The 20,854-nt window shown below is 68.0% G+C and carries 16 protein-coding genes; 6 read left to right on the forward strand and 10 right to left on the reverse strand.

From position 1 onward, the window contains the following. Positions 1–7: 7 nt before the first annotated feature. The 3 genes from E5S66_RS05190 to queG all read right to left on the reverse strand — a co-directional run bounded on the left by E5S66_RS05190 (position 8) and on the right by queG (position 4,109). On the reverse strand, positions 8–661 hold the full coding sequence (locus E5S66_RS05190; RefSeq protein WP_138348138.1) for a thiopurine S-methyltransferase: 654 nt from the start codon (positions 659–661) through the stop codon (positions 8–10). Positions 662–760: 99 nt separating this feature from the next. Beyond that, positions 761–3,010, reverse strand: a complete 2,250-nt coding sequence (gene parC / locus E5S66_RS05195) for a DNA topoisomerase IV subunit A (protein WP_138348140.1) — start codon at positions 3,008–3,010, stop codon at positions 761–763. 43 nt (positions 3,011–3,053) lie between these two features. Further along, on the reverse strand, positions 3,054–4,109 hold the full coding sequence (gene queG / locus E5S66_RS05200) for a tRNA epoxyqueuosine(34) reductase QueG (protein ID WP_138348142.1): 1,056 nt from the start codon (positions 4,107–4,109) through the stop codon (positions 3,054–3,056). Positions 4,110–4,146: 37 nt separating this feature from the next. Here queG and E5S66_RS05205 point away from each other — a divergent pair, with 37 nt between their 5' ends. The 6 genes from E5S66_RS05205 (at position 4,147) to E5S66_RS05230 (ending at position 11,410) form a co-directional block, all read left to right on the forward strand. After that, complete coding sequence (locus E5S66_RS05205; RefSeq protein ID WP_138348144.1) at positions 4,147–5,619, forward strand: NAD(P)H-hydrate dehydratase; 1,473 nt, start codon at positions 4,147–4,149, stop codon at positions 5,617–5,619. 4 nt (positions 5,620–5,623) lie between these two features. Next, entirely contained in the window at positions 5,624–6,079 is a 456-nt protein-coding gene (gene tsaE / locus E5S66_RS05210) for a tRNA (adenosine(37)-N6)-threonylcarbamoyltransferase complex ATPase subunit type 1 TsaE (protein WP_138348146.1), read from the forward strand. Between the two features lie 106 nt (positions 6,080–6,185). After that, entirely contained in the window at positions 6,186–7,655 is a 1,470-nt protein-coding gene (locus E5S66_RS05215; RefSeq protein WP_425472166.1) for an N-acetylmuramoyl-L-alanine amidase, read from the forward strand. 76 nt (positions 7,656–7,731) lie between these two features. Next, on the forward strand, positions 7,732–9,522 hold the full coding sequence (gene mutL / locus E5S66_RS05220) for a DNA mismatch repair endonuclease MutL (RefSeq protein WP_138348148.1): 1,791 nt from the start codon (positions 7,732–7,734) through the stop codon (positions 9,520–9,522). Then, on the forward strand, positions 9,501–10,454 hold the full coding sequence (locus E5S66_RS05225) for a DUF1684 domain-containing protein (RefSeq protein WP_138348150.1): 954 nt from the start codon (positions 9,501–9,503) through the stop codon (positions 10,452–10,454). Before mutL ends, E5S66_RS05225 begins: the two co-directional genes overlap by 22 nt. After that, complete coding sequence (locus E5S66_RS05230) at positions 10,454–11,410, forward strand: TraB/GumN family protein (RefSeq protein ID WP_138348152.1); 957 nt, start codon at positions 10,454–10,456, stop codon at positions 11,408–11,410. Before E5S66_RS05225 ends, E5S66_RS05230 begins: the two co-directional genes overlap by 1 nt. 10 nt (positions 11,411–11,420) lie before the next feature. On the opposite strand, the gene rnfB is transcribed toward E5S66_RS05230, so the two are convergent. The 7 genes from rnfB to E5S66_RS05265 all read right to left on the reverse strand — a co-directional run bounded on the left by rnfB (position 11,421) and on the right by E5S66_RS05265 (position 20,730). Further along, positions 11,421–11,828 (reverse strand): Rnf electron transport complex subunit RnfB, encoded by a 408-nt coding sequence (gene rnfB, locus E5S66_RS05235; RefSeq protein WP_138348154.1) that lies wholly within the window; start codon positions 11,826–11,828, stop codon positions 11,421–11,423. 61 nt (positions 11,829–11,889) lie between these two features. Continuing rightward, the gene (locus E5S66_RS05240; RefSeq protein ID WP_138348156.1) at positions 11,890–12,300 is read right to left on the reverse strand and encodes a hemerythrin domain-containing protein; all 411 of its coding nucleotides are present in this window, start codon (positions 12,298–12,300) and stop codon (positions 11,890–11,892) included. Between the two features lie 65 nt (positions 12,301–12,365). Beyond that, on the reverse strand, positions 12,366–14,444 hold the full coding sequence (gene metG, locus E5S66_RS05245; protein WP_138348158.1) for a methionine--tRNA ligase: 2,079 nt from the start codon (positions 14,442–14,444) through the stop codon (positions 12,366–12,368). A gap of 69 nt (positions 14,445–14,513) precedes the next feature. Then, on the reverse strand, positions 14,514–14,954 hold the full coding sequence (locus E5S66_RS05250) for a DUF2147 domain-containing protein (RefSeq protein ID WP_425472167.1): 441 nt from the start codon (positions 14,952–14,954) through the stop codon (positions 14,514–14,516). Positions 14,955–15,007: 53 nt separating this feature from the next. Further along, on the reverse strand, positions 15,008–15,442 hold the full coding sequence (locus E5S66_RS05255; RefSeq protein WP_138348160.1) for a DUF2147 domain-containing protein: 435 nt from the start codon (positions 15,440–15,442) through the stop codon (positions 15,008–15,010). Between the two features lie 161 nt (positions 15,443–15,603). Beyond that, on the reverse strand, positions 15,604–17,637 hold the full coding sequence (locus tag E5S66_RS05260) for an alpha/beta hydrolase family protein (protein WP_246037152.1): 2,034 nt from the start codon (positions 17,635–17,637) through the stop codon (positions 15,604–15,606). A 108-nt stretch (positions 17,638–17,745) separates the two neighbouring features. Then, positions 17,746–20,730, reverse strand: a complete 2,985-nt coding sequence (locus E5S66_RS05265; protein WP_246037153.1) for a TonB-dependent receptor domain-containing protein — start codon at positions 20,728–20,730, stop codon at positions 17,746–17,748. Positions 20,731–20,854: the final 124 nt, after the last annotated feature.

The raw sequence follows: 20,854 nt of genomic DNA on the forward strand, positions 1-20,854 counted from the left end.
CGGGCTTTCACCGGCGCTGCAGCGCGTAGACGGCGGTCTGCAGGCTGGACACCCCATTCACGAAACCCGGGTGGTCGGCCGGAATCGGGCGACGCTCGCGCAGCTCAACGCGCCATGCGTCGGCGTACAGCTCCCGCACTTCCTGCTCCTGCACCGCGAACGGCGGGCCATCGCGTTCGGCCTGCGGGTACTCCAGGGTGATGAGCAGGCCGCGGCAGCCAGCGGGCAGGCGCGCCTGCAGTTCGCCCGCGTAGCTCCGGCGCAACGCCGGCGGCAGCGCGATCAGGGCGGCGCGATCGAACACGGCGCTGCAGCTGGCCAGGAGCTCCGCGTCCAGGCCGAAGGCGTCGCCGCAGATGATCTCGATGTCGCCGGCGCGGAAATGCGTGCCGTAGCGGCTGTCCTCGATGGCGGGCTGCAGGCCGTGTTCGGCGAAGAACTGCTCGATCGCCAGCCGCGACAGCTCCACCCCGAGCACCCGGTGTCCCTGCGCCGCCAGCCAGGCCATGTCCAGCGATTTACCGCACAGCGGCACGAAAACCCGGGCGCCGGCGGGCACGCCCAACGCCGGCCAGTGCTTCTGCAGCAGCGGGGTGGGGGTGTGCTGGTGGAAGCCGATCTGGTTTTGTTGCCAGCGCTGGTGCCAGAAATCAGGGTGCATTCGTGTCTCCTCGCTCGACGGCGCCTACCGCCGGTCATTTCGCTGCGGCTGGAATGCCGCTACGCGAAACACCCGGTGGTCTCGCCGTCGATGCAGTGTTCAGGCTTCGACGGCCAACCCGTCCACCTTCTGCCAGCCGCGCGGCAGCAGGCCGCCGCGCGAGCCGCGGGCGCCGAGGTAGGGATCGAGGTCGCGGAAGGCCAAGGTCATGGTGCGGGCGCCGGACTGCACCAGCAGCTTGCCGCCCTCGGGCACCACCGCGATCGCCACCACTTTCTCGGTGCCGCGCTTGGCCTTCGGGATTTCGATGATCTTGTTGCCTTTGCCCTTGTCGAGTTCAGGCAGCTCGGCCACCGGGAAGGCCAGCACATGGCCGGCGCTGGTGACAGCAACTATCCGGTCGACCTCGACGCTGGCCACCGCCGCCGGCTGCAGCACGTGGCCGCCTTCGGACAGCGACAGCAGCGCCTTGCCGGCCTTGTTGCGGCTGGTCAGGTTCTCGAAGCGGGTGACGAAGCCGTAGCCATGGCTGGAGGCGATCACCAGCCGCTCGTCGTTGCCGCCGCTGGCCAGCGCCTCGAAGCTGGCGCCCGGCGCCGGCGAGAAGCGCCCGGTCAGCGGTTCGCCGTTGCCGCGCGCGCTGGGCAGCGTGTGCACGGACGTCGAGTAGGTGCGGCCGGTGGAATCGAGGAAGGCCACCTGCTGGTTGCTGCGCGAGCGAACCGCCGCCAGCAGGCGGTCGCCCTCGCGGTAGGACAGGCCGGCGGCATCGATGTCATGGCCCTTGGCGGCGCGCACCCAGCCTTTGTCGCTGACCACCACGGTCATCGGCTCGCTGGCCACCAGCTCGGTCTCGTCCAGCGCCTGTGCGGCCTGCCGCGCCACCAACGGGCTGCGGCGGGCATCGCCGAACTTCTTGGCATCGGCCAGCAGCTCGTCCTTGATCAGCTTCTTCAACTTGGCCTTGTTGTCCAGCGTGGCCAGCAGTTTTTCGCGCTCGGCCGCCAGCTCGTCCTGCTCGCCGCGGATCTTCATTTCCTCCAGCCGCGCCAGCTGCTTCAGCCTGGTGTCGAGGATGTAGTCGGCCTGGTCCTCGGACAGCCGGAAGCGCGCCATCAGCACCGCCTTCGGCTCATCCTCGGTGCGGATGATGCGGATCACTTCGTCGAGGTTGAGGAAGGCCACCAGCAGGCCCTCGAGCAGGTGCAGGCGGCGCTCGACCTTGTCCAGCCGATGTTTCAGCCGGCGGGTCACGGTGGTCTGGCGGAAGCTGAGCCATTCGCTGAGCAGCATCTTCAGGTTCTTCACCTGTGGACGGCCGTCCAGCCCGATCACGTTCATGTTGACCCGGAAGCTCTTTTCCAGATCGGTGGTGGCGAAAAGGTGGCCCATCAGCTGTTCGGCGTCGACCCGGTTGCTGCGCGGGATCAGCACGATGCGGGTGGGGTTGGCGTGGTCGGACTCGTCGCGGATGTCCTCCAGCCACGGCAGCTTCTTGGCCCGCATCTGCGCGGCGATCTGTTCGATCACCTTGCTCGGGCTGACCTGGTGCGGCAGCTCGGTGATGACGATGTTGGCGTGTTCCTTCACGAACACGGCGCGCGCACGCACGCTGCCGTTGCCGGTCTCGTACAGGTTGAGCAGGTCGGAAGGCGCGGTGATGATTTCCGCCGCGGTGGGATAGTCCGGGCCGCGCACGTGTTCGCACAGGTCGCGGACCGTCGCGTCGGGGTCGTCCAGCAGGCGCACGCAGGCGCTGACGATCTCGTTGAGGTTGTGCGGCGGCACGTCGGTGGCCATGCCCACGGCAATGCCGGTGGTACCGTTCAGCAGCAGGTGCGGCAGCCGTGCCGGCATCCAGGTGGGCTCTTCCAGGGTACCGTCGAAGTTGGGCGTCCAGTCCACCGTGCCCTGGCCCAGCTCGCCCAGCAGCACTTCGGCGATCGGCGAGAGCTTGGACTCGGTGTAGCGCATCGCCGCGAACGACTTGGGGTCGTCGCTGGAGCCGAAGTTGCCCTGGCCTTCGATCAGCGGATAGCGCCACGAGAACGGCTGCGCCATCAGCACCATCGCCTCGTAGCAGGCGGAATCACCGTGCGGGTGGTATTTGCCGATCACGTCGCCGACGGTGCGGGCGGATTTCTTGGGCTTGGCGGAGGCGTTCAGGCCCAGCTCGCTCATCGCATAGATGATCCGGCGCTGCACCGGCTTGAGGCCGTCGCCGATGAACGGCAGCGCACGGTCCAGCACCACGTACATCGAGTAGTCGAGGTAGGCGCGTTCGGCGTATTCGCGCAGGGGGATCTGTTCGAAACCGTGGAAGGTGGAGCGGAGGAGATCGTCGGTCATCTGGCCATTCTAAGGCCAGCGCGGCGGTGGCCGGCAGTCGCGCTCAGGCCGCGTCGTGGCGGCGGAGCGCCCATTCCACGTGCTCGCGCACTACCGCCGAGGGGTGGTTGCGGCGGGTTTCCAGCGCGGCCAGCAGCTCCGGCGTGGTCGGCGCGTTGCCAAGGGCGATGGCGATGTTGCGCAGCCAGCGCTCGTGGCCGCTGCGGCGGATCGCGCTGCCCTCGCTGCGGCGCAGGAATTCGTCTTCCTCCCACGCGAACAGCTCGGCCAGGCTGGCCTTGTCGAGGTTGTTGCGGACGCGGAAGTCGGGTTCGTCGCTGCGCTTGGCGAACTTGTTCCACGGGCACACCAGCTGGCAGTCGTCGCAGCCGTAGATGCGGTTGCCCATCAGCGGGCGCAGTTCCTCGTCGATGCTGCCTTCGTGTTCGATGGTGAGATAGGAAATGCAGCGGCGCGCATCCAGTCGGTAGGGCGCGGTGATCGCGCCGGTGGGGCAGATGTCGATGCAGCGGGTACAGCTGCCGCAGTGGGCGGTGGCGGGCGGATCGATGGGCAGGGGGATGTCGACGAAGAGTTCGCCGAGGAAGAACCAGCTGCCGCCGTCCCTGTCGATCAGGCAGGTGTGCTTGCCGATCCAGCCGAGCCCGGCGTTGCGCGCCAGCGCGCGTTCCAGCACCGGCGCGGAATCGGTGAAGGCGCGGTGGCCGAACGGGCCGATCTCCGCCTGCACCACCTCGGCCAGCTTCTGCAGGCGGTTGCGCATCAGCTTGTGGTAGTCGCGGCCCAGCGCGTAGCGGGCAACAAAGGCGCGTTCGTGTTCCCGCAGGTTGGCCCAGGCGGCGTCCGGGTCCTTGCCGTAGTCCAGCCCCACCGAGATCACCCGGATCGTGCCCGGCAGCAGTTCGGCCGGACGGGCGCGCATCGCGCCGTGGCGCGCCATCCATTCCATCGAACCGTACAGCTGCTGGCCCAGCCAGTCGAGCAGGTGCGCCTCGTCCTGCTTGAGCTCCACCCCCGTGATGCCTACCCGCTGGAAGCCGGCGTCGTGCGCAAGGGTGCGGATGCGCGCGGCAAGTGCGTTGTAGTCGGGCGTGGACATGGCGCAAATTATAGGTTCGCACCCGGGAACCGCCGCCATGCACGCTCCGCTGCCGCTGTTCGACCCCGCCGCGCTGCGTGCGCTGGAGGCGCGCGGCACCGCGCTGTGCGACGGCGATGCGTTCGCGCTGATGGCGCGCGCCGGGCAGGCCGGCTGGCGCTGCGCGCTCAAGCACTGGCCGCGGGCAATGCGGATCGTGGTTGCCTGCGGGCCGGGCAACAACGGCGGCGACGGCTACGTGCTGGCGCGGCATGCGCACGAGGCCGGCCGCGAGGTGCGTGTGCTGCGCCTGGCCGAGCCGGCCAGTGAGCTGGCCCGGCGCGCCTGTGCGGACTATCTCGCGGCTGGCGGGATCATCGGCAGCGAACTGGGCGATGCCGATCTGATCGTCGATGCCCTGTTCGGCATCGGCCTGGCGCGTGCGCCGGACGCGACCACCGCCGCGCTGATCGCGTCCATCAACGCGCATCCCGCGCCGGTGCTGGCGCTGGACGTGCCCAGCGGCATCGATGCCCACACCGGCAGCGCGCCGGGCGCGGCGATCGATGCCGATTGCACCCTGCAGTTCCTCGCCCGCCATCGCGGCCTGCGCACCGGCGCGGCGCTGGAGCACTGCGGCGAACTGGAGCTGGCGACGCTGGAGCTGCCGGCGTCGGCGTTCGATGGCATCGCGCCGACCGCGCTGGCCTGGCGCGGCGACGCGCTGGCCGGCTTCTTCCCGCTGCGCCCGCGCGATGGCCACAAGGGCCGCAATGGCCACGTGCTGTGCATCGGCGGCGATGCCGGCAGCGGTGGCGCGATCCTGCTGGCCGCGCAGGCGGCGCTGCGCAGCGGCGCGGGTCTGGTCAGCGTTGCCACTCGCGAAGCGCACGTGCCGGCGCTGCTGGCGCGCTGCCCGGAAGCGATGGCGCATGCGGTGGAAGGCACGGCGGAACTGCTGCCGCTGCTGGCGCGCGCGGACGTGCTGGCACTTGGTCCGGGGCTTGGGCAGGGCGAATGGGGCCGCGCCCTGTTCCATGCCGCGCTGGCCTGCAACAAGCCGCGCGTGCTGGATGCCGACGCGCTCAATCTGCTGGCGTCGACGGGCGCACCACTGCGGGCGGACGACATCGTCACTCCGCATCCGGGCGAGGCCGCGCGCCTGCTTGGCTGCACCACCGCGGAGCTGCAGCGCGATCGTTTCGCGGCGGCCGTCGCACTGCAGGCGCGGTTTGACTGCACGGTGGTGCTGAAGGGCGCCGGCAGCATCGTGCAGGCCGCGGGCCACCCGCCCGCGGTGATCTGCGCCGGCAATCCCGGCATGGGCACCGGTGGCATGGGCGATGTGCTGACCGGGGTGGTCGCGGCGCTGCGCGGCCAAGGCTTCGATGCACATGACGCGGCGGTCGCCGGTGCGCTGCTGCACGCCGCCGCGGGCGATGCGGCCGCGCGCGAGGACGGCGAACGCGGCCTGCTGCCGTCCGACCTGCTGCCGTGGTTGCGCAGGCTGGCCAATCCGGTGCGACGATAGCGGGATGTCCGATTTCCATCTTTCCGATGCCGCCGCCACCGAAGCGTTGGGCGCGCGGCTGGCGCAGACCCTGCCCGAGCGCGCGGTGATCCAGCTGCACGGCGACCTCGGCGCCGGCAAATCCACCCTGGCACGCGCGCTGCTGCGCGCGCTCGGCGTCACCGGCACCATCCGCAGCCCCACCTACACCCTGGTCGAGCAGTACGCGCTGCCGGCCGGCGGGCTGGCCCTGCATCTGGACCTGTACCGGATCGGCAGTCCGGGCGAACTGGAATTCCTCGGTCTCGATCCGGCCGAAGCCCGGCTGTGGCTGGTGGAGTGGCCGGAGCGCGGGCAGGGCGCGCTGCCGCCGGTGGACCTGGACATCGCGCTGGCGGTGGACGGCGACGGCCGTCGCTGCCGGCTGGATGCGCGGACCGCGATGGGCCGGCAGTGGCTGGCGGCGATCGGCATGACCTGAAGTTGCGGGTGCAAGCTCTGCACGGGTCGAGGAAAGTTCTGCAGGTCACGGATTATTCAGGGAAAAGTGCTTGCGTCTGATCTCGACAGGTGCTTAACTCCCGGCCATGCGTCCGATGGGGAACCGCTGCAATCGCGTCTTGCCGGCAGCCATGCTGCTGGCCGCGTTCGCCTGTTCTCATGTAAATGCTTCTGAAATCAAGCAGTTGCGTATCGAGACCGGGGCCACCGGCACGCGCGCCGAACTGCATCTGGACAAGGCCGGCGAGTACCGGCTGATCCCGCTTTCCAATCCCGAGCGGCTGGCGGTGGATTTCCCCTCCAGCCATCTGGCGCGCGGCCTGGCGCTGCCGGCGGCCGCCGGCATGGTCAAGGCCGTGCGCACGGGGCAGCCCGTCCCGGGCACGGTGCGGGTGGTGTTCGACCTGGCCAGCAAGGTCAGGGCGATCCCGACCACGCTGGATACCGCCGCGTCCGGCACCGTGCTGGTGCTGGAATGGCCCGGTGATCCGGCGCCGGCGTCCGTGCCGGCCACTGCCGCCGCCGCCACGCCCGCCGTTGCCACGACCGAAAAGCCCGTGACCGCAGATCCGGCGCCGTCCACCGGCACGCCCGCCGGCGATCCCATCGCCGCCTTCGCCACTGCCGCGATGCCGACGCAGGGTGTGCCCGCCAAGACCACGGTCGCCACGACGCCCACGCCGCCGCCTGCCGCCAGCCCTTCCGTGCAGCAGGCCGCGCCGGACGTGCCCGCCCCCCGGCCGCTGCCGCAGGCGGGTACCCGCCCGCTGGTGGTTGCCATCGATGCCGGCCACGGCGGGCAGGATCCCGGCGCACACGGCCCCAACGGCACCCGCGAGAAGGACATCACCCTCGCCATCGCCCGCGAGCTGGCCCGGCAGGTCAACGCCACCCCGGGGCTGAAGGCGTTCCTGACCCGCGACAGCGACATGTACATCCCCCTCAACCATCGCGCCCGCCGTGCCAGCGCCAACCGCGCCGACATCTTCCTGTCTATCCACGCCGACGCCGCCGAGAACCGCGGCGCGCGCGGTTCCTCGGTTTACGTGCTGTCCACCCGCGGCGCGTCCTCGCAGCGCGCGCGCTGGCTGGCCGACAAGGAGAACGCCGCCGACATCATCGGCGGCGAGCGCGTGCGCGTGGCCGACAACACCCTGACCTCGGTGCTGCTGGATCTCACCCAGAGCGGCAACATGAAGGCGTCCGAAGACGCCGCCGAGCATGTGCTGGGCGGCCTCAAGCGCGTCGGCAACAACCACAAGCCGGACGTCGAGCGCGCCAACTTCGCGGTGCTGCGCACCTCCGACAAGATGCCGGCGATGCTGGTGGAAACCGCCTTCATCTCCAACCCCGATGAAGAGAAGCGGCTGGCCGACCCGGCCTTCCAGCGCACCCTCGCCAGCGCGATCCTGGACGGTGTCGACCGCTATTTCTCGCGCCAGCCGCCGCCGGGTACGCTGTACGCGGCGCGCGCGCAGGCCCGCCAGTCGGCGCAGATCCCGTCGGGCGGTCGGACGCTGGACATCGCCGCGGTGGGCGCCGGCGGCAGTCCCTGACGTCGCGACCGTCGCCGCGTCCGATGTGTTCCGCCATGCGCCGGATACGGCGTGCGTGGCCGGCTAGAATCCTCGGGTGAGCATCCGTCAACTCCCCGATACCCTGATCAACCAGATCGCCGCCGGCGAGGTCGTCGAGCGACCCGCTTCCGTGGTCAAGGAGCTGGTCGAAAACGCGCTGGACGCAGGCGCCAAACGCATCGACATCGACCTCGAGGAAGGCGGCACCCGCCTGATCCGCATCCGCGACGATGGCGGCGGCATCGCGCCGGAGGAGCTGCCGCTGGCGGTGAGCCGCCACGCCACCAGCAAGATCGCCTCCATCGATGATCTGGAAGCGGTGGCCACGCTCGGCTTCCGCGGCGAGGCGCTGCCGTCGGTGGCCTCGGTCAGCCGTTTCCGCCTCGCCTCGCGAAGGCGTGATGCCGAACATGGTGCGGAGCTGCGCATCGATGGTGGCAGGCTGGGCGAAGTCGCGCCGAACGCGCATCCGCACGGCACCACGGTGGAAGTGCGCGACCTGTTCTTCAACGTGCCGGCGCGGCGCAAGTTCCTGCGCGCCGAGCGCACCGAGCTGTCGCATATCGAGGAGTGGCTGCGCACGCTGGCGCTGGCGCGGCCCGACGTGGAGATCCGGGTCAGCCACAACGGCAAGCCGTCGCGGCGCTGGAAGGGCGAGGGCCACCTGCTCAGCGACGTGCGCCTGCACGAGGCGCTGGGCGAGGAGTTCGCCCGCAACGCGCTGCGCGTGGACCACGCCGGCGCCGGCATGCGCCTGCACGGCTGGATCGCGCAGCCCGCGTACAACCGCGCCAGTGCCGACCAGCAGTACCTCTACGTCAACGGCCGCAGCGTGCGCGACCGCAACATCGCCCACGCGGTGCGGCAGGCCTACAGCGACGTGCTGTTCCACGGCCGCCATCCGGCCTACGTGCTGTTCCTGGAACTGGACCCGCGCGGCGTCGACGTCAATGTGCACCCGGCCAAGCACGAGGTGCGCTTCCGCGAGTCGCGCCTGGTGCATGACTTCGTCTACCGCAGCCTGCACGCCGCGTTGGCCGAGACCCGCGCCGGCAGCATGGCCGCGCCCACCCCGCCGATGTCGGTGCCTGCCGCGGACGCGCCGCGCTGGTCGATGCCGTCGCCGCCGCAGCAGCAGGCCATGGGCCTGCGTGTGGGCGATGCGCCCGCCGCCTATGCCGCGCTGTATGCGCCGCGCGCCGATGCCGCATCGACGCAGCCGCTGGCTGCGATGCCGATGCCGGACGACGCGCCCGGCGGCATGCCGCCGCTCGGCTTCGCCGTCGCCCAGCTGCACGGCATCTACATCCTTGCCGAGAACGCCGAGGGCCTGGTAGTGGTCGACATGCACGCCGCGCACGAGCGCATCGGCTACGAAAAATTGAAGGCCGCGCACGACGGCGCCGGGCTGCGCACCCAGCCGCTGCTGGTGCCCAGCAGCCTGGCGGTGTCCGAACGCGAGGCCGATATCGCCGAGCGCGAAGCCGACACGCTGGCGCAACTCGGCTTCGAGGTGCAGCGCAGCGGCCCGCAGTCGCTGCTGCTGCGCAGCGTGCCGGCGCTGCTGGCCCACGGCGATGTGGAAGCGCTGCTGCGCGACGTGCTCACCGACCTGCGCGAACACGGCAACACCCGCCGGGTGGCCGAGACCCGCGACGAACTGCTGGCCACCATGGCCTGCCACGGCGCGGTGCGCGCCAACCGCAGGCTCACGATTCCCGAAATGAACGCGCTGCTGCGCGAGATGGAAGCCACCGAACGATCCGGCCAGTGCAACCACGGCCGCCCCACGTGGACGCGTTTTTCGCTGGCGGAGATGGACAAATGGTTCCTGCGCGGACGTTGATCCTGCTGGTTGTCGCCGCGTTGGCGATGGCTGCCTGCAATCGCTCCACCGAGCCCGGCGCGGCGCAGCAAGCCGCGAAGGCGAAGGCCGCGGCCGAGTTCGCTGCCTCCGAAAGCGCATGGCGCGCGCAGCGTCTGGCCGAGCTGACCAAGCCTGACGGCTGGGCCAGCCTGGTCGGCCTGCACTGGCTGGATCGCGGCAGCCATCGCGTCGGCAGCGCCGCCGACAACGGCATCCGCCTGCTGCTGGGCCCGCCGCATCTGGGCGTGTTCAGCGTGCGCGACGGCAAGGCGCGCTTCGTGGCCGATGCGGCGGTCACCATTGATGGCGAGCCCGGCAAGGGCGGCGCGCTGCGCAGCGATGTCGACGCCGGCGGCCCCAGCGTGATCGGGTTCGACGACGGCAAGGGGCTGGCCACGGTGATCGAGCGCGGTGGCCGGCTGGCGCTGCGGGTCAAGCACGGCGATGCCGACAGCCGGGTGCATTTCGCCGGCCTGCAGTACTGGCCGGGTGGCCCACAGTGGCGGGTGCAGGCGCGCTTCATCCCGCACACGCCCGGCAAGACCCTGCCGATCGCCAACATCATCGGCACCACCGACGAGATTCCCAACCCCGGCGTGGTCGAGTTCACCCGCAACGGCACGCCGTTCCGGCTGGAGGCGCTGGACCAGGGCGAGGGCACGCTGTTCCTGGTCTTCGCCGACCGCACCAGCGGCCATGGCAGCTACGGCGCCGGACGCTTCATCGACGCGCCGATGCCGGATGCGCAGGGCCGGCTGACGCTCGATTTCAACCGCGCCCACAACCCGCCGTGCGCATTCACCCCGTTCGCCACCTGCCCGCTGCCGCCGCCGGAAAACCGGCTGGACCTGCGGGTGGAAGCGGGCGAGAAAAACTATCGCAAGCCCGAATCCCCTTCCAAGGACGCCTGATGAAATTCCGATTGCCCGCCTTCCTGCTGTGCGCCCTGCTGGTTCCCGCTGCCGTCGCGGTCCAGCTCGAGCAGTCGCAGCCGCCGGCACAGCCGCAACCGGCGCAAGCGCAGGCGGACGCCAAACGTCCGCTGTTGTGGAAGGTGTCCGACGCCGACAATTCCGTCTATCTGCTGGGCTCGTTCCACCTGCTCAAGGCCGACGACTACCCGCTGCCGGTGGAAGTGGACCGCGCCTTCGACGACAGCGCCTCGTTGCTGTTCGAGATCGACCCGGCGGCGATGACCGCGCCCGATTCGATGGCGGTGATGCAGAAGTACATGGCCTACGAGGATGGCAAGAGCCTGAGCACCGTGTTGCCCAAGCCGACGCTGGAGAAGCTGTCCACGCTGGTGTCGGCCGGCGGCGGCAGCGTGCAGGCGCTGGAGCACAGCGAGCCGTGGGCGGTGAGCCTGGGCCTGGTGCTGGGCGTCACCCGCGCGATGGGCTTCAGCCAGGAGCTGGGGTTGGACCGCAAGCTGATGGCGCGTGCGAGTGATGCCGGCAAGCCGGCAGCGGGATTGGAGACGGTGGAAGACCAGATGCGCGCGATGGATGCGGTGCCCTACGCCGAGCAGGCGCAGGGCATGGACGAATTCCTGTCCGACCCGCAGAAAGCGGTCCGCCAGATGAACGACATGCATGCCTGGTGGCGCGCGGGCGATGTGGCCAAGCTGGACAGCGGGATGCGCGCGGAGATGGCGCAAAAGACCCCGGAGAGCTACCGCCTGCTCGACGTGGAGCGCAACCGCGCGTGGCTGCCGCAGGTGGAGAAGCGCCTGTCCGAGTCGAAGAAGGACAACACGCTGGTGGTGGTGGGCTCCCTGCACCTGCTGGGCAGCGACGGGCTGGTGGAACAGCTGAAAGCGAAGGGCTACACGGTCGAGCGGATCTGCGACAGCTGCGCAGCGGACTGAGGCGCGGGCGCTATGCGCCAGCCTGCATCACGATGCAATCCACCGGGCAGGCCGGCACGCACAGTTCGCAGCCGGTGCACAGCGCGTCCAGCACGGTGTGCATGTGCTTGGGGCCGCCAAGGATGGCGTCCACAGGGCAGGCCTGGATGCACTTGGTGCAGCCGATGCAGTCGGCTTCGATGATGAAGGCCAGTTCGCCGGGCTTGTGCATGCCGCGATTGCGATCATAGGGCCGCGGCGCGACGCCCAGCACCGCAGCCAGTGCACGCGCGCCGGCATCGCCGCCGGGCGGGCAATGGTCGATGCCGGCTTCACCGCGGGCCATCGCCTCGGCGTAGGGGTGGCAACCGTCGAAGCCGCACTGCCCGCACTGGGTCTGCGGCAGCAGGCGGTCTAGGCGTTCGACGAGATCGGTCATGGTGCGCTGCCGTTGCCTGGCGCGGGCCGAGCGGCGCGGTGGCGCGCGCAGGCCGGATCGTTCACAGCGACTCGGCGAGAGGCAGCAGCTCGCGGTCCTCGTGCTGGATGCGCGCATGCAGCGCATCCAGCAGGCTGGCGGCTTCGTCCCGGAAGCGTTCGGGCTCGGCGCCAATCCGTATGGTCGTGTCCCAGCGCGCGGCGAAGTCCTCATAGGCCGCTGCCAGCCCGCCCATCTCGTGCTGGAAGCGCTTGCCGATGACGGCGACCTGCGCATCGCTGGCGTTGGCCAGTGCCGGGTACAACATGCGGTCCTCGATCGCCAGGTGCAGCTTGATCGTGGCGCTGAGCTTGCGTAGCTCCACGAAGAGGGCATCGGCGCTCTCCGCAACGCCCGTCGCCAGCAGCCGGCGCAGCTCGTCCATGCTGGCGTAGAGGGCTTCGTGGTCGCTCCTGATGCTGCTGGTGTTCATCGGTCTATCAAAGGCGAAACCGGTGCGTGGAAGTATGGACCTTCACAGTGAGTCCGATGTTGCGCTCAGCGCACCGGCATCCCGGGTTGCGCACCCGCATCGGCGTCCAGCAGCGCAAGCGCGCCGCCATCGAAGCCGGCGGACAGGATCATGCCTTCGCTCAGGCCGAAGCGCATCTTGCGCGGCGCGAGGTTGGCGATGAACACCACGCTGCGGCCCACCAGCAATTCCGGCTCGCCGTAGCTGCCGCGGATGCCGGAAAAGATCTGCCGCTGGCCCAGTTCGCCCGCGTCCAGCAGGAAGCGCAGCAGCTTGTCGGAACCGTCGACGAAGCCGCATTCCAGCACCTTGCCGATGCGCAGGTCGAGTTTGGCGAAGTCGTCGAGGCCGATGTAGCTGCCGGCGTCGGCGGCCGGCGCGGCGGTGGGTGCTTCTTCCTTCTTCACTGGTTTCGCTTCCGCGTTCTTCGTGGCTACCGCGGGCATGGGCGCGGCCAGCGTGTCCTTCGATGCGTCCACCATCGCCTCGATCTGCTTCGGGTCGATGCGGGTGAACAACGGTGTGTAGGCGTTGATGCCGTGCGAGAGCAGCGGCGCGTCGAGATCGCCCCAGCCGTTCACCGGTGCGCCGAGGAAAGCGGCCGCCTGCGCGCTGGTGCGCGGCAGGATCGGCGCCAGCGCGGCGGCGAGCACGCGGAACAGGTTCAGGCCCTGCGTGCACACGCTCTGCAGCTCGGCATCGGCGCTTTCCTGCTTGGCGATGACCCACGGCTTGCGGTCGTCGATGTACTTGTTGGCCTCGTCCGCCAGCGCCATCGTCTGGCGGATGGCGGCGGCCGCATCGTTGCGTTCAAAGGCTTCGCGCACGCCTTCCAGCGCGGCGACGAAGCGCGCGTACTGGCCCGGATCCGGCAGCGCGTCCGCCAGCCCGCCGCCGAAGCGTTTGTCGATGAAGCCGGCGCAGCGGCTGGCGAGGTTGACGAACTTGCCGACCAGATCGCTGTTCACCCGCGCGGTGAAATCGGCGAGGTTGAGGTCAAGGTCGTCCACGCCGCCCGAGGACTTCGCCGCGAAGTAATAGCGCAGCGCCTCCGGGTCCAGCCCGGCATCGAGGTAGGTGCGCGCCATGATGAAGGTGCCGCGCGACTTGCTCATCTTGGCGCCGTCCACGGTCAGATAGCCGTTGACGTGCAGGCGGGTGGGTGCGCGCATGCCGGCGCCGTGCAGTACCGCCGGCCAGAACAGGCCGTGGAAGTTGACGATGTCCTTGCCGATGAAGTGGTGCAGCTCGGCGTGGCTGCCGGGCTTCAGGAAGGCGTCGAAATCGGCTCCGTTCTTCGCGCACAGGTTCCGGAAGCTGGACAGGTAGCCGATCGGCGCGTCCAGCCAGACGTAGAAATACTTGCCGGGCGCGTTCGGGATCTCGAAGCCGAAATACGGCGCGTCGCGCGAGATGTCCCAGGCGCGCAGCCCGCCGTCGGCGTCCAGCCATTCCATCAGCTTGGCCTTCACCCCCGGCAGCATGGTGTCGCTGCCCAGCCACTGCCGCAGGAAGGTCTCGAAGCGGCCGACCTCGAAGAAGTAGTGCTCGGAATCGCGCAGCTCGGGCGTGGCGCCGGAGACCACCGACTTCGGGTCGATCAGGTCGGTTGGGCCGTAGGTGGCGCCGCAGACCTCGCAGTTGTCGCCGTACTGGTCGGCGGCCTTGCAGTTGGGGCAGGTGCCCTTGATGTAGCGGTCGGGCAGGAACATGCCCTTGGCCGGATCGAAGAACTGCGCCACGCTGCGGCGGGCGATGTGGCCGCCGGCGTCGAGGCGGGTGTAGATCTGTTCGGTCAACGCGCGGTTGGCGGTCGAATTGGTGGAGTCGTAGTGGTCGAAGGCCACGCCGAAGGCGGCGAAGTCGCGCTCATGGCCTTGCTGGATCGCGGCGATGAAGGCCTCGGGCGTGGTGCCGGCCTTTTCGGCGGCCAGCATGATCGGCGTGCCGTGGGTATCGTCGGCGCAGACGTAGTGCACCGTGTCGCCGCGCATCCGCCGCGCCCGCACCCAGATGTCGGCCTGGATGTAGCCGACCAGGTGACCCAGATGCAGCGGGCCGTTGGCATAGGGCAGGGCGTTGGTGACAAGCGCGGAGCGGGGCATGGGCATGAGGCGCGTGAGGGGGCGCCGATTATCGCATGCGCTACCGCGGCGACCGGCCGCCTTTGCTGCTCACTCGCGCCGCCACACCTGCTGCCGGCAGAACATCGCGATGCAGCCGGACATGCCCAGCGCGCGGCCGCCTTGCAGCAGTGCGAGCTTGGCGCGGTAATCCTTGCCGTTCTCGGGATCGAGCACGCGCCCGCCCGACCAGCCGCCGTCGCCATCGGCGCGCAGCCCCCACAGGATCACCAGCCCACGGATAGGCTTGCCGCGCAACGGCCCCTTGCAGGCCTTGCAGGGCGGGTTCGGGCCGTCCTTGAGGTCAAGGATGTCGACCACCCGGCCGGCGATGCTGCCGTCGCGGGCGCGATAGATCTCCACCACCGACTTGGGCTTGCCGGTGGCGTCATCGATGGTTTTCCAGCGCCCCAGTGGCGCTTCCTGCGCGGGCGCGGCGGCGGCCATGGCCAGCAGCAGACCGGCGAAGATCGCGCGCCCCCACTGGCGCAACGCGCCGGAAAAGGCCCGGGAAACGGGCCGTCCGGATGGCGCGCGGAGGGTGGTCAATCCACCCGCACCCAGGTGGCGGTGCGGCAGATGAAGGCCACGCAGCCCTTCACTTCCAGCTTCTTGCCACCATCCACCAGCTTGATCGACTTGGCGGTGAAGTTGCGGTCTTCCGACGGCTTGTAGCCGTTACCGCCGCCCCAGGTCCCGTCCTTGTTGGCCTTCAGGTTCCACAGGGTGACGATGCCGACCATCGGCTTGTTCTGGTGCTGCCCGCTGCAGGTGGTGCAGGTGGCGGGAACGCCGACCGCTTCCACGATCTTCGCGGCCAGCGTGCCGTTCTTGGCCTCGTAGACCTCCGAGATCGTCATGACCTTGCCGGTCTTGTCGTCCAAGGTCTTCCACTTGCCGACCGGCGAGGTGGCGGAGTGCTGCGCGGTCGCCGCGAACGAAAGCGACGCCAGCACCGCTGTCAGGATCATCTTGCGCATGAACTTCCCTCCACGGGAGCTGCGGGACGCGACGCGCCCCTTTGCGCTTTATAACCCATCCGAAGGCGTATGGAGAACCTGCTGGCCGCACCGGGATGCCGGGAATTCAGCAGGAAAAAACCCCGCCTTGCGGCGGGGTTCTTGGGGGCGCAGGGCTGGAGTCAGAGGCCGCCGCCGCCACAATCGTTGAGCAGGTAGTCCTCAATGTAGCCCAATTGGTCGGCCATGATTTGGCGGCTCCATGCAGGGCCGTGCGCATAGTCGGCGATCGCGTGGTACACCACCGGCTTGCCGGACGTCTTGGCCTTTTCGACAAACCACTCGGATTGCTCGATCGGCACCGTTTGGTCGCGCTCACCGTGGTACACCATGATCGGGATCTGGATGTTGGCGGCTTGATCTACCGGACTGACGCCCTTCACCGTAGGCGCCTGCGCCTGACGGAAGAACGGATTGGTGTAGAAGCGTGACCAGATGCGGCGGATGTCGGAGACGCCCGCTCCTGCGATGGCGCATTTGTAGGTGCCCGCCGGACGAATGGCGGCGTCGAACGCCGCGTAGCCGCCGTACGAGAACCCGAACATGGCGATGCGGCCCGGGATCGCCAGCTTCTGGTCGAGCAGCCACTTGGCGCCGTCGTCCTTGTCATCCTGCATCTTCTGTCCCCATTCGGCGTCGCCAGCCATCCACAGCTTCCGACCCCAGCCCGCGGAGCCGCGATACTGCGGGCGCAGCACCGCCATGCAGCGGGACGTCATCAGCGACACCCACATGGAGCCATCGAAATCCATGGTGTCACGCGCCCATGGCCCACCATGCGGATGAACCACCGCCGGCCACGGGCCAGCGCCGCACAGCTCGGGGTTCGGCTTGGTCAGGAAGGCCGGAATGTCCAGCCCGTCGCGCGCCTTGTAGTAAACGAGCTCCGTGCTTCCAAGTGCGCGAGGATCAATGTCCGGATAGCTCTTGGCCAGCAGCGTGAGCTGGCCGTTGCGGAACAGGTAGTACTCCGGAGGCGTGGCAGCCCCGTCCACCTTGACGATCAGGCTGGAGAAGTCCGGGGTGTAGCTGTTGACGGAAATGTTCTTTTCAATCGCGTAATCGATTTCGGCACGACTACCCGTAGCGGGGTCGACAACCGTCATCTTGCGATTCTGAATGCCTAGCGCTTTCCGCAGCCCGGCATCCAGGGCGCGCAGCTTGGGCGATGTCAGCTCCATGTCGTCGCCGCGAGGCCCGTTGTAAACGATGCCCAACAGTTCGCCGAAGCCATCGCCGGCGGCGTGGTACGGGTTCACCGCCACCCCGCTCGCGTCGAAGAAACGATGCTGGAACACCAGGTCCTTGCGTTGGCGCGCAGCAATGTCGTACTCGTAGATCGCCGACTTGTCCTGACCAACATTGGTCAGCAGATATGCGATGTTCGGATCGCGGCTGATGCCTACGATGGAGGTTTGGTCACGGTCCTTCACGTAGGAACGGAAGTGCTCTTCCCATGCACCCGTCTTGGCATTGCGGAACTCAGCTGAGACATATGCGCCAGTGCCATCAATGTCCTGCTTCAGACGCGCGCGAAGCGCGCCGTCCTGGTCGACGATGTAGCCACCCACGCTGCGTTCCGACATCTGGACGCGCTCCGAGGTGTAGTCCCGGAGATCGATGCGATACACGTCCCCCGAACTGCTGCCGTAGTTATTGACGATCAGGATATGGTGGGGATCGTTCGGAAGGCGGCTCAGGACCGTTGGGTTGGAGAGCGACTGCATCAACTCGCCGGCCTTGCTCATGGCTCGGCCCTGGTTGATGGGTTCGTTCCACTTTTTGCCCTGCAGGTCCGTGATCATCAGCTTGGAAATGAAGGTTTTGGTCACGCCTTCGCCGCGCAGGTCGAAGGGTTGCCAGAAGCTCACGGCAAGGCGGTCGTTCTTGATGAAGGACACGCCGGTGATCTTCATCCGTTGCGCGCCGATCAGGGTAGGGGCCTGGTCCAACGCATCCGCCTTCCACACGGCGATGACCTGGTCCTCACCACGGCCACGAAGGGCCGCGATGTGCTGGCCATCGGGAGACAGCACGAAATTGGAGAATTGCGGGAATGCGGCAAGTTGCTGGATGGTTGGCTTCTGTGGCGGAGCGGCTTGTGCGCCCGATGCAAGCAAGGCACCCGCGGCAAGCGCAAGGAAAATCCCCTTCAATTTTGTTCCCCTTGGAATACTGACGCGCAAGGATACAACGACGCGGCATGTAAAAAAAAACCGCCGCTCTTTCGAGCAGCGGTTCGATGGCGATCAACGCCGATTGGATCAGAACGACTTCGTGAAGTTGAGGAAGTACGAACGGCCCAGCCAGTCGTAACCGCTGTACAGCATGGTGTTGCCCACGCCAGCCACAGCCGAGGAAACCTGCGGCGGGCGCTTGTCGGTCAGGTTGCGCAGGCCGGCGGTAACGGACCACTTGTCGCCACGGTACTGGACCGATGCGTTGGACGAGAAGTAGTTGGCCGTATCCATCTTGTAGACATCGGTGTAGTCGATGCCGTTCTTCTGGTAGTACTCGTAGTCGCTCATCTTGCCGACCCAGTCCACGCCGTAACGGAAGTTCCAGTTACGCACGTTGTAGCTCATGTCCAGCTGGCCGGTGAAATCGGGCGAGTACAGACGCCCGTTGTTGTCGACCAGCGGGCTGTCCGGGAAGGTGCGGCCGGACTGCTCCAGGTAGTGCGAGACGGCGAGGTTGGCGCGGAACGAGCCCGGGCCGATGTCGCGGGTATAGCGTGCGGTGAAGTCCCAGCCGCGGACGATGTCGGTGGAGACGTTCACGTAGCCGGTGGTGACCGACAGGGTGTTGTCAGCAGCGCGCTGGACCAAGCCGCAGTAACCGGTGCCCGCAGTGAATTCCGCCGGCAGGCTGTTGTAGCAAAGCCCCAGTACCTGCGCGCCGCTCAGGCGTGCAACGCCGTTGTCCACCTGGATGTCGTAGTAGTCCGCAGCCAGCGACAAGGTGCCGAACCATTCCGGCATTTCCGGCTGGAAGACGATGCCCGCAGTGGTGGCCACCGAGGTTTCAGCCGCCAAGCCAGTTTCCGCGCCACCCTTGGTCAGCACCTTGATGCTGCTCTTCTGGTCGAAGTTCGGAGCCAGGCCGAGCGAGGAGCAGTTGACGTAGACATTGCTCTCGGGGGTCTTGCTCGCCCAGGCGTTGCAGGGGTCGCCGTTGGCGGCGTTGAAGCCGCTGGTGGCACCCAGGAACTGTTCGAACAGCGCCGGTGCGCGGAACGAGGTGCCGTGCGAAGCGCGGAACGACAGCGCGCTGATCGGGGTGTACATCAGGCCGATCTTGTAGGTGGTGTCGCTACCGTAGGAGTCGTAATCGGTGACGCGGCCCGAGAGGTTCAGGCTCAGCTCCTGCGCGAAACGGATGCCCGACAGCAGCGGCACCTGAAGCTCCGCATAGGCTTCCTTCACGGCGTCCTTGCCACGGGTCGGCTGCGAAGCGGTGAAGCCGTACAGATTGTTGGCGACGGAGTTCGGATCCGGCGTATCGTCGATTTCCGCATCGCGGTACTCGACGCCGAACGCACCGTAGATCGTGCCGTACGGCAGGTCGAAAATCGGCCCATTGACGCCAGCGTTCAACGTCTTTTCCGTGTATTCCGTGGTGCCGTGGGTCCACTGCATCACGTAATTCTTGTAGGCCGCCGGCAGGTTGCCGGCCAGCACCGACGTGCTGAGCATCGGGGCCGCCACGCAGCCTGCGGCACGGGCCGCGGCGTCGGCGCACATGAAGCCGCCGTTGCCGTCCGACACCACGTTCAAGGTGTTGCGGTAGCGGTCGGTCAGGCGGTTTTCGGTGTAGTAGTCGGCAAAGGAACGGGCGTGGCTGGCGTACACGTCGTACTTCCAGGAGCTGCCCAGATTGCCGCGCAGGCCCACGGTGGCACGGTTGAAGTCCACTTCCTGCTTGTTCTTGTACAGGCCCCAGCCGAGGAACGCGCGTGCGGCGATCGGACGGCCGCCCGTCGAGCCGTCCGCAGGCGCGCCGGCCATGCGCGGCAGCCAGGACAGGTCGCCCAGCAGCGGACTACCGACGGCGTAATCGATGGTGTGCTGCAGGAAGCCAACCTGATTCGAACGACGGCGGCTGGCCAGATTTTCGAAGTACAGCTCGGCATCGCCCAGCGCGTTCAGATCCAGGCCGCCCTGCAGGAACGCGGTGTAGTTGTTGGTCGGCGAGAGCAGGTGCTCTTCCAGCATGCGCGGATCGAAGCTGTCGCGGCCGTAGTAGTCCACGCCCTCGAAGCCCGGCAGGTCGCCATCGGTCACGCCGGAGTTCGGGCGCCAGCGGTTGAAGTAATCAAGCCCGCCCAGACCCGGCAGATCTTCCGGATAGTAGGTGCCGTAGTAGCCGAGACTGCCTTGGCCCGGACGGCCAAGCAGATAGGCGGTGCCCAGGGTGTTGACGGTCACGCCGCCGGCATCCAGGGTCCAGCACTTCGGCTCGCCGGTCATCGGATCGATGTAATCGTCCGCGCCGAAGCTGCCGTCGGCGCGGCGGCCGACCATCGGCGTCGGGCAGCCGGAAGAGAAATCGCGATCGGCATAGGTAACGGCCGACCGCTTGTAGAACTCCAGCGAGCCGGAGATGCGCCAGTTGTCAGCGGTCTTGCCGCCCTTGATCGAGACGCGGTTCTCGGTGCCGCCACCCGCTTCCGTGCCGTTGTTCTGCAGCTCGATGGTGACGCCGTCTACCTTCGGCTGGGTGATGATGTTGACCACGCCGGCCACCGCGTCGGAGCCGTAGATCGACGACGCGCCGTCCTTCAGCACTTCGATGTGGTCGATCATGATGTTCGGCAGCACGTTCAAGTCTGCCGAGCCCACCGCGCCACGCGACCCCGCCGGCGCGACGCGACGACCGTTCAGCAGCAGCAGGGTGCGGGTGGCACCGAGGCCACGCAGTGAGAGGGTGTTGACGCCGGGGCCGCCATTGACGACATAGCCGCCGTACGCGTTGTTGATCTGGTCGGTGCCGCCGGTCACCGCGTTGCTCTGCAGCACGCCTGCGGTGGAGGTGAAGCCCGCCATCGTGGCTTCTTCGCGGTTGATCACGGTCACCGGCGAAACGGAGTTGAAGGTGTCCCGTGCAATGCGGGAACCGGTGACGACGATCGCATCGAGCGTCTCAACCTTCTCAGCCTTCTTTTGTGTATCGGACGACGCCTCCGAGGCCTTGTCCTGATCGCCAGCAGTGGTGCTCTGGGCGAATGCGGAACCGGCCGGGAGGGACATCACCGCAACAAGCGCGAGAGCGAGTGGGGCTCGCTTGAACCTGGCGTGGGTACGAATGGACATGAATCCCCCTTAAAAATCAAAGAATTGAAAGTGCTGCTGTACAAGCCGTCTAAGGCTTGGC

The organism is Thermomonas fusca (genome assembly GCF_005862345.1).
Lineage (GTDB): Bacteria > Pseudomonadota > Gammaproteobacteria > Xanthomonadales > Xanthomonadaceae > Thermomonas > Thermomonas fusca.

Bases quoted from the DNA above. Each gene is read 5' to 3' on its own strand.
- rnfB (WP_138348154.1), bottom strand. From the start codon at position 11,828: ATGACCGATCTCGTCGAACGCCTAGACCGCCTGCTGCCGCAGACCCAG.
- metG (WP_138348158.1), bottom strand. From the start codon at position 14,444: ATGCCCCGCTCCGCGCTTGTCACCAACGCCCTGCCCTATGCCAACGGC.
- parC (WP_138348140.1), bottom strand. From the start codon at position 3,010: ATGACCGACGATCTCCTCCGCTCCACCTTCCACGGTTTCGAACAGATC.
- E5S66_RS05225 (WP_138348150.1), top strand. From the start codon at position 9,501: ATGGTTCCTGCGCGGACGTTGATCCTGCTGGTTGTCGCCGCGTTGGCG.
- E5S66_RS05190 (WP_138348138.1), bottom strand. From the start codon at position 661: ATGCACCCTGATTTCTGGCACCAGCGCTGGCAACAAAACCAGATCGGC.
- E5S66_RS05240 (WP_138348156.1), bottom strand. From the start codon at position 12,300: ATGAACACCAGCAGCATCAGGAGCGACCACGAAGCCCTCTACGCCAGC.
- E5S66_RS05255 (WP_138348160.1), bottom strand. From the start codon at position 15,442: ATGCGCAAGATGATCCTGACAGCGGTGCTGGCGTCGCTTTCGTTCGCG.
- E5S66_RS05230 (WP_138348152.1), top strand. From the start codon at position 10,454: ATGAAATTCCGATTGCCCGCCTTCCTGCTGTGCGCCCTGCTGGTTCCC.
- E5S66_RS05205 (WP_138348144.1), top strand. From the start codon at position 4,147: ATGCACGCTCCGCTGCCGCTGTTCGACCCCGCCGCGCTGCGTGCGCTG.
- tsaE (WP_138348146.1), top strand. From the start codon at position 5,624: ATGTCCGATTTCCATCTTTCCGATGCCGCCGCCACCGAAGCGTTGGGC.
- E5S66_RS05215 (WP_425472166.1), top strand. From the start codon at position 6,186: ATGCGTCCGATGGGGAACCGCTGCAATCGCGTCTTGCCGGCAGCCATG.
- queG (WP_138348142.1), bottom strand. From the start codon at position 4,109: ATGTCCACGCCCGACTACAACGCACTTGCCGCGCGCATCCGCACCCTT.
- E5S66_RS05265 (WP_246037153.1), bottom strand. From the start codon at position 20,730: ATGTCCCTCCCGGCCGGTTCCGCATTCGCCCAGAGCACCACTGCTGGC.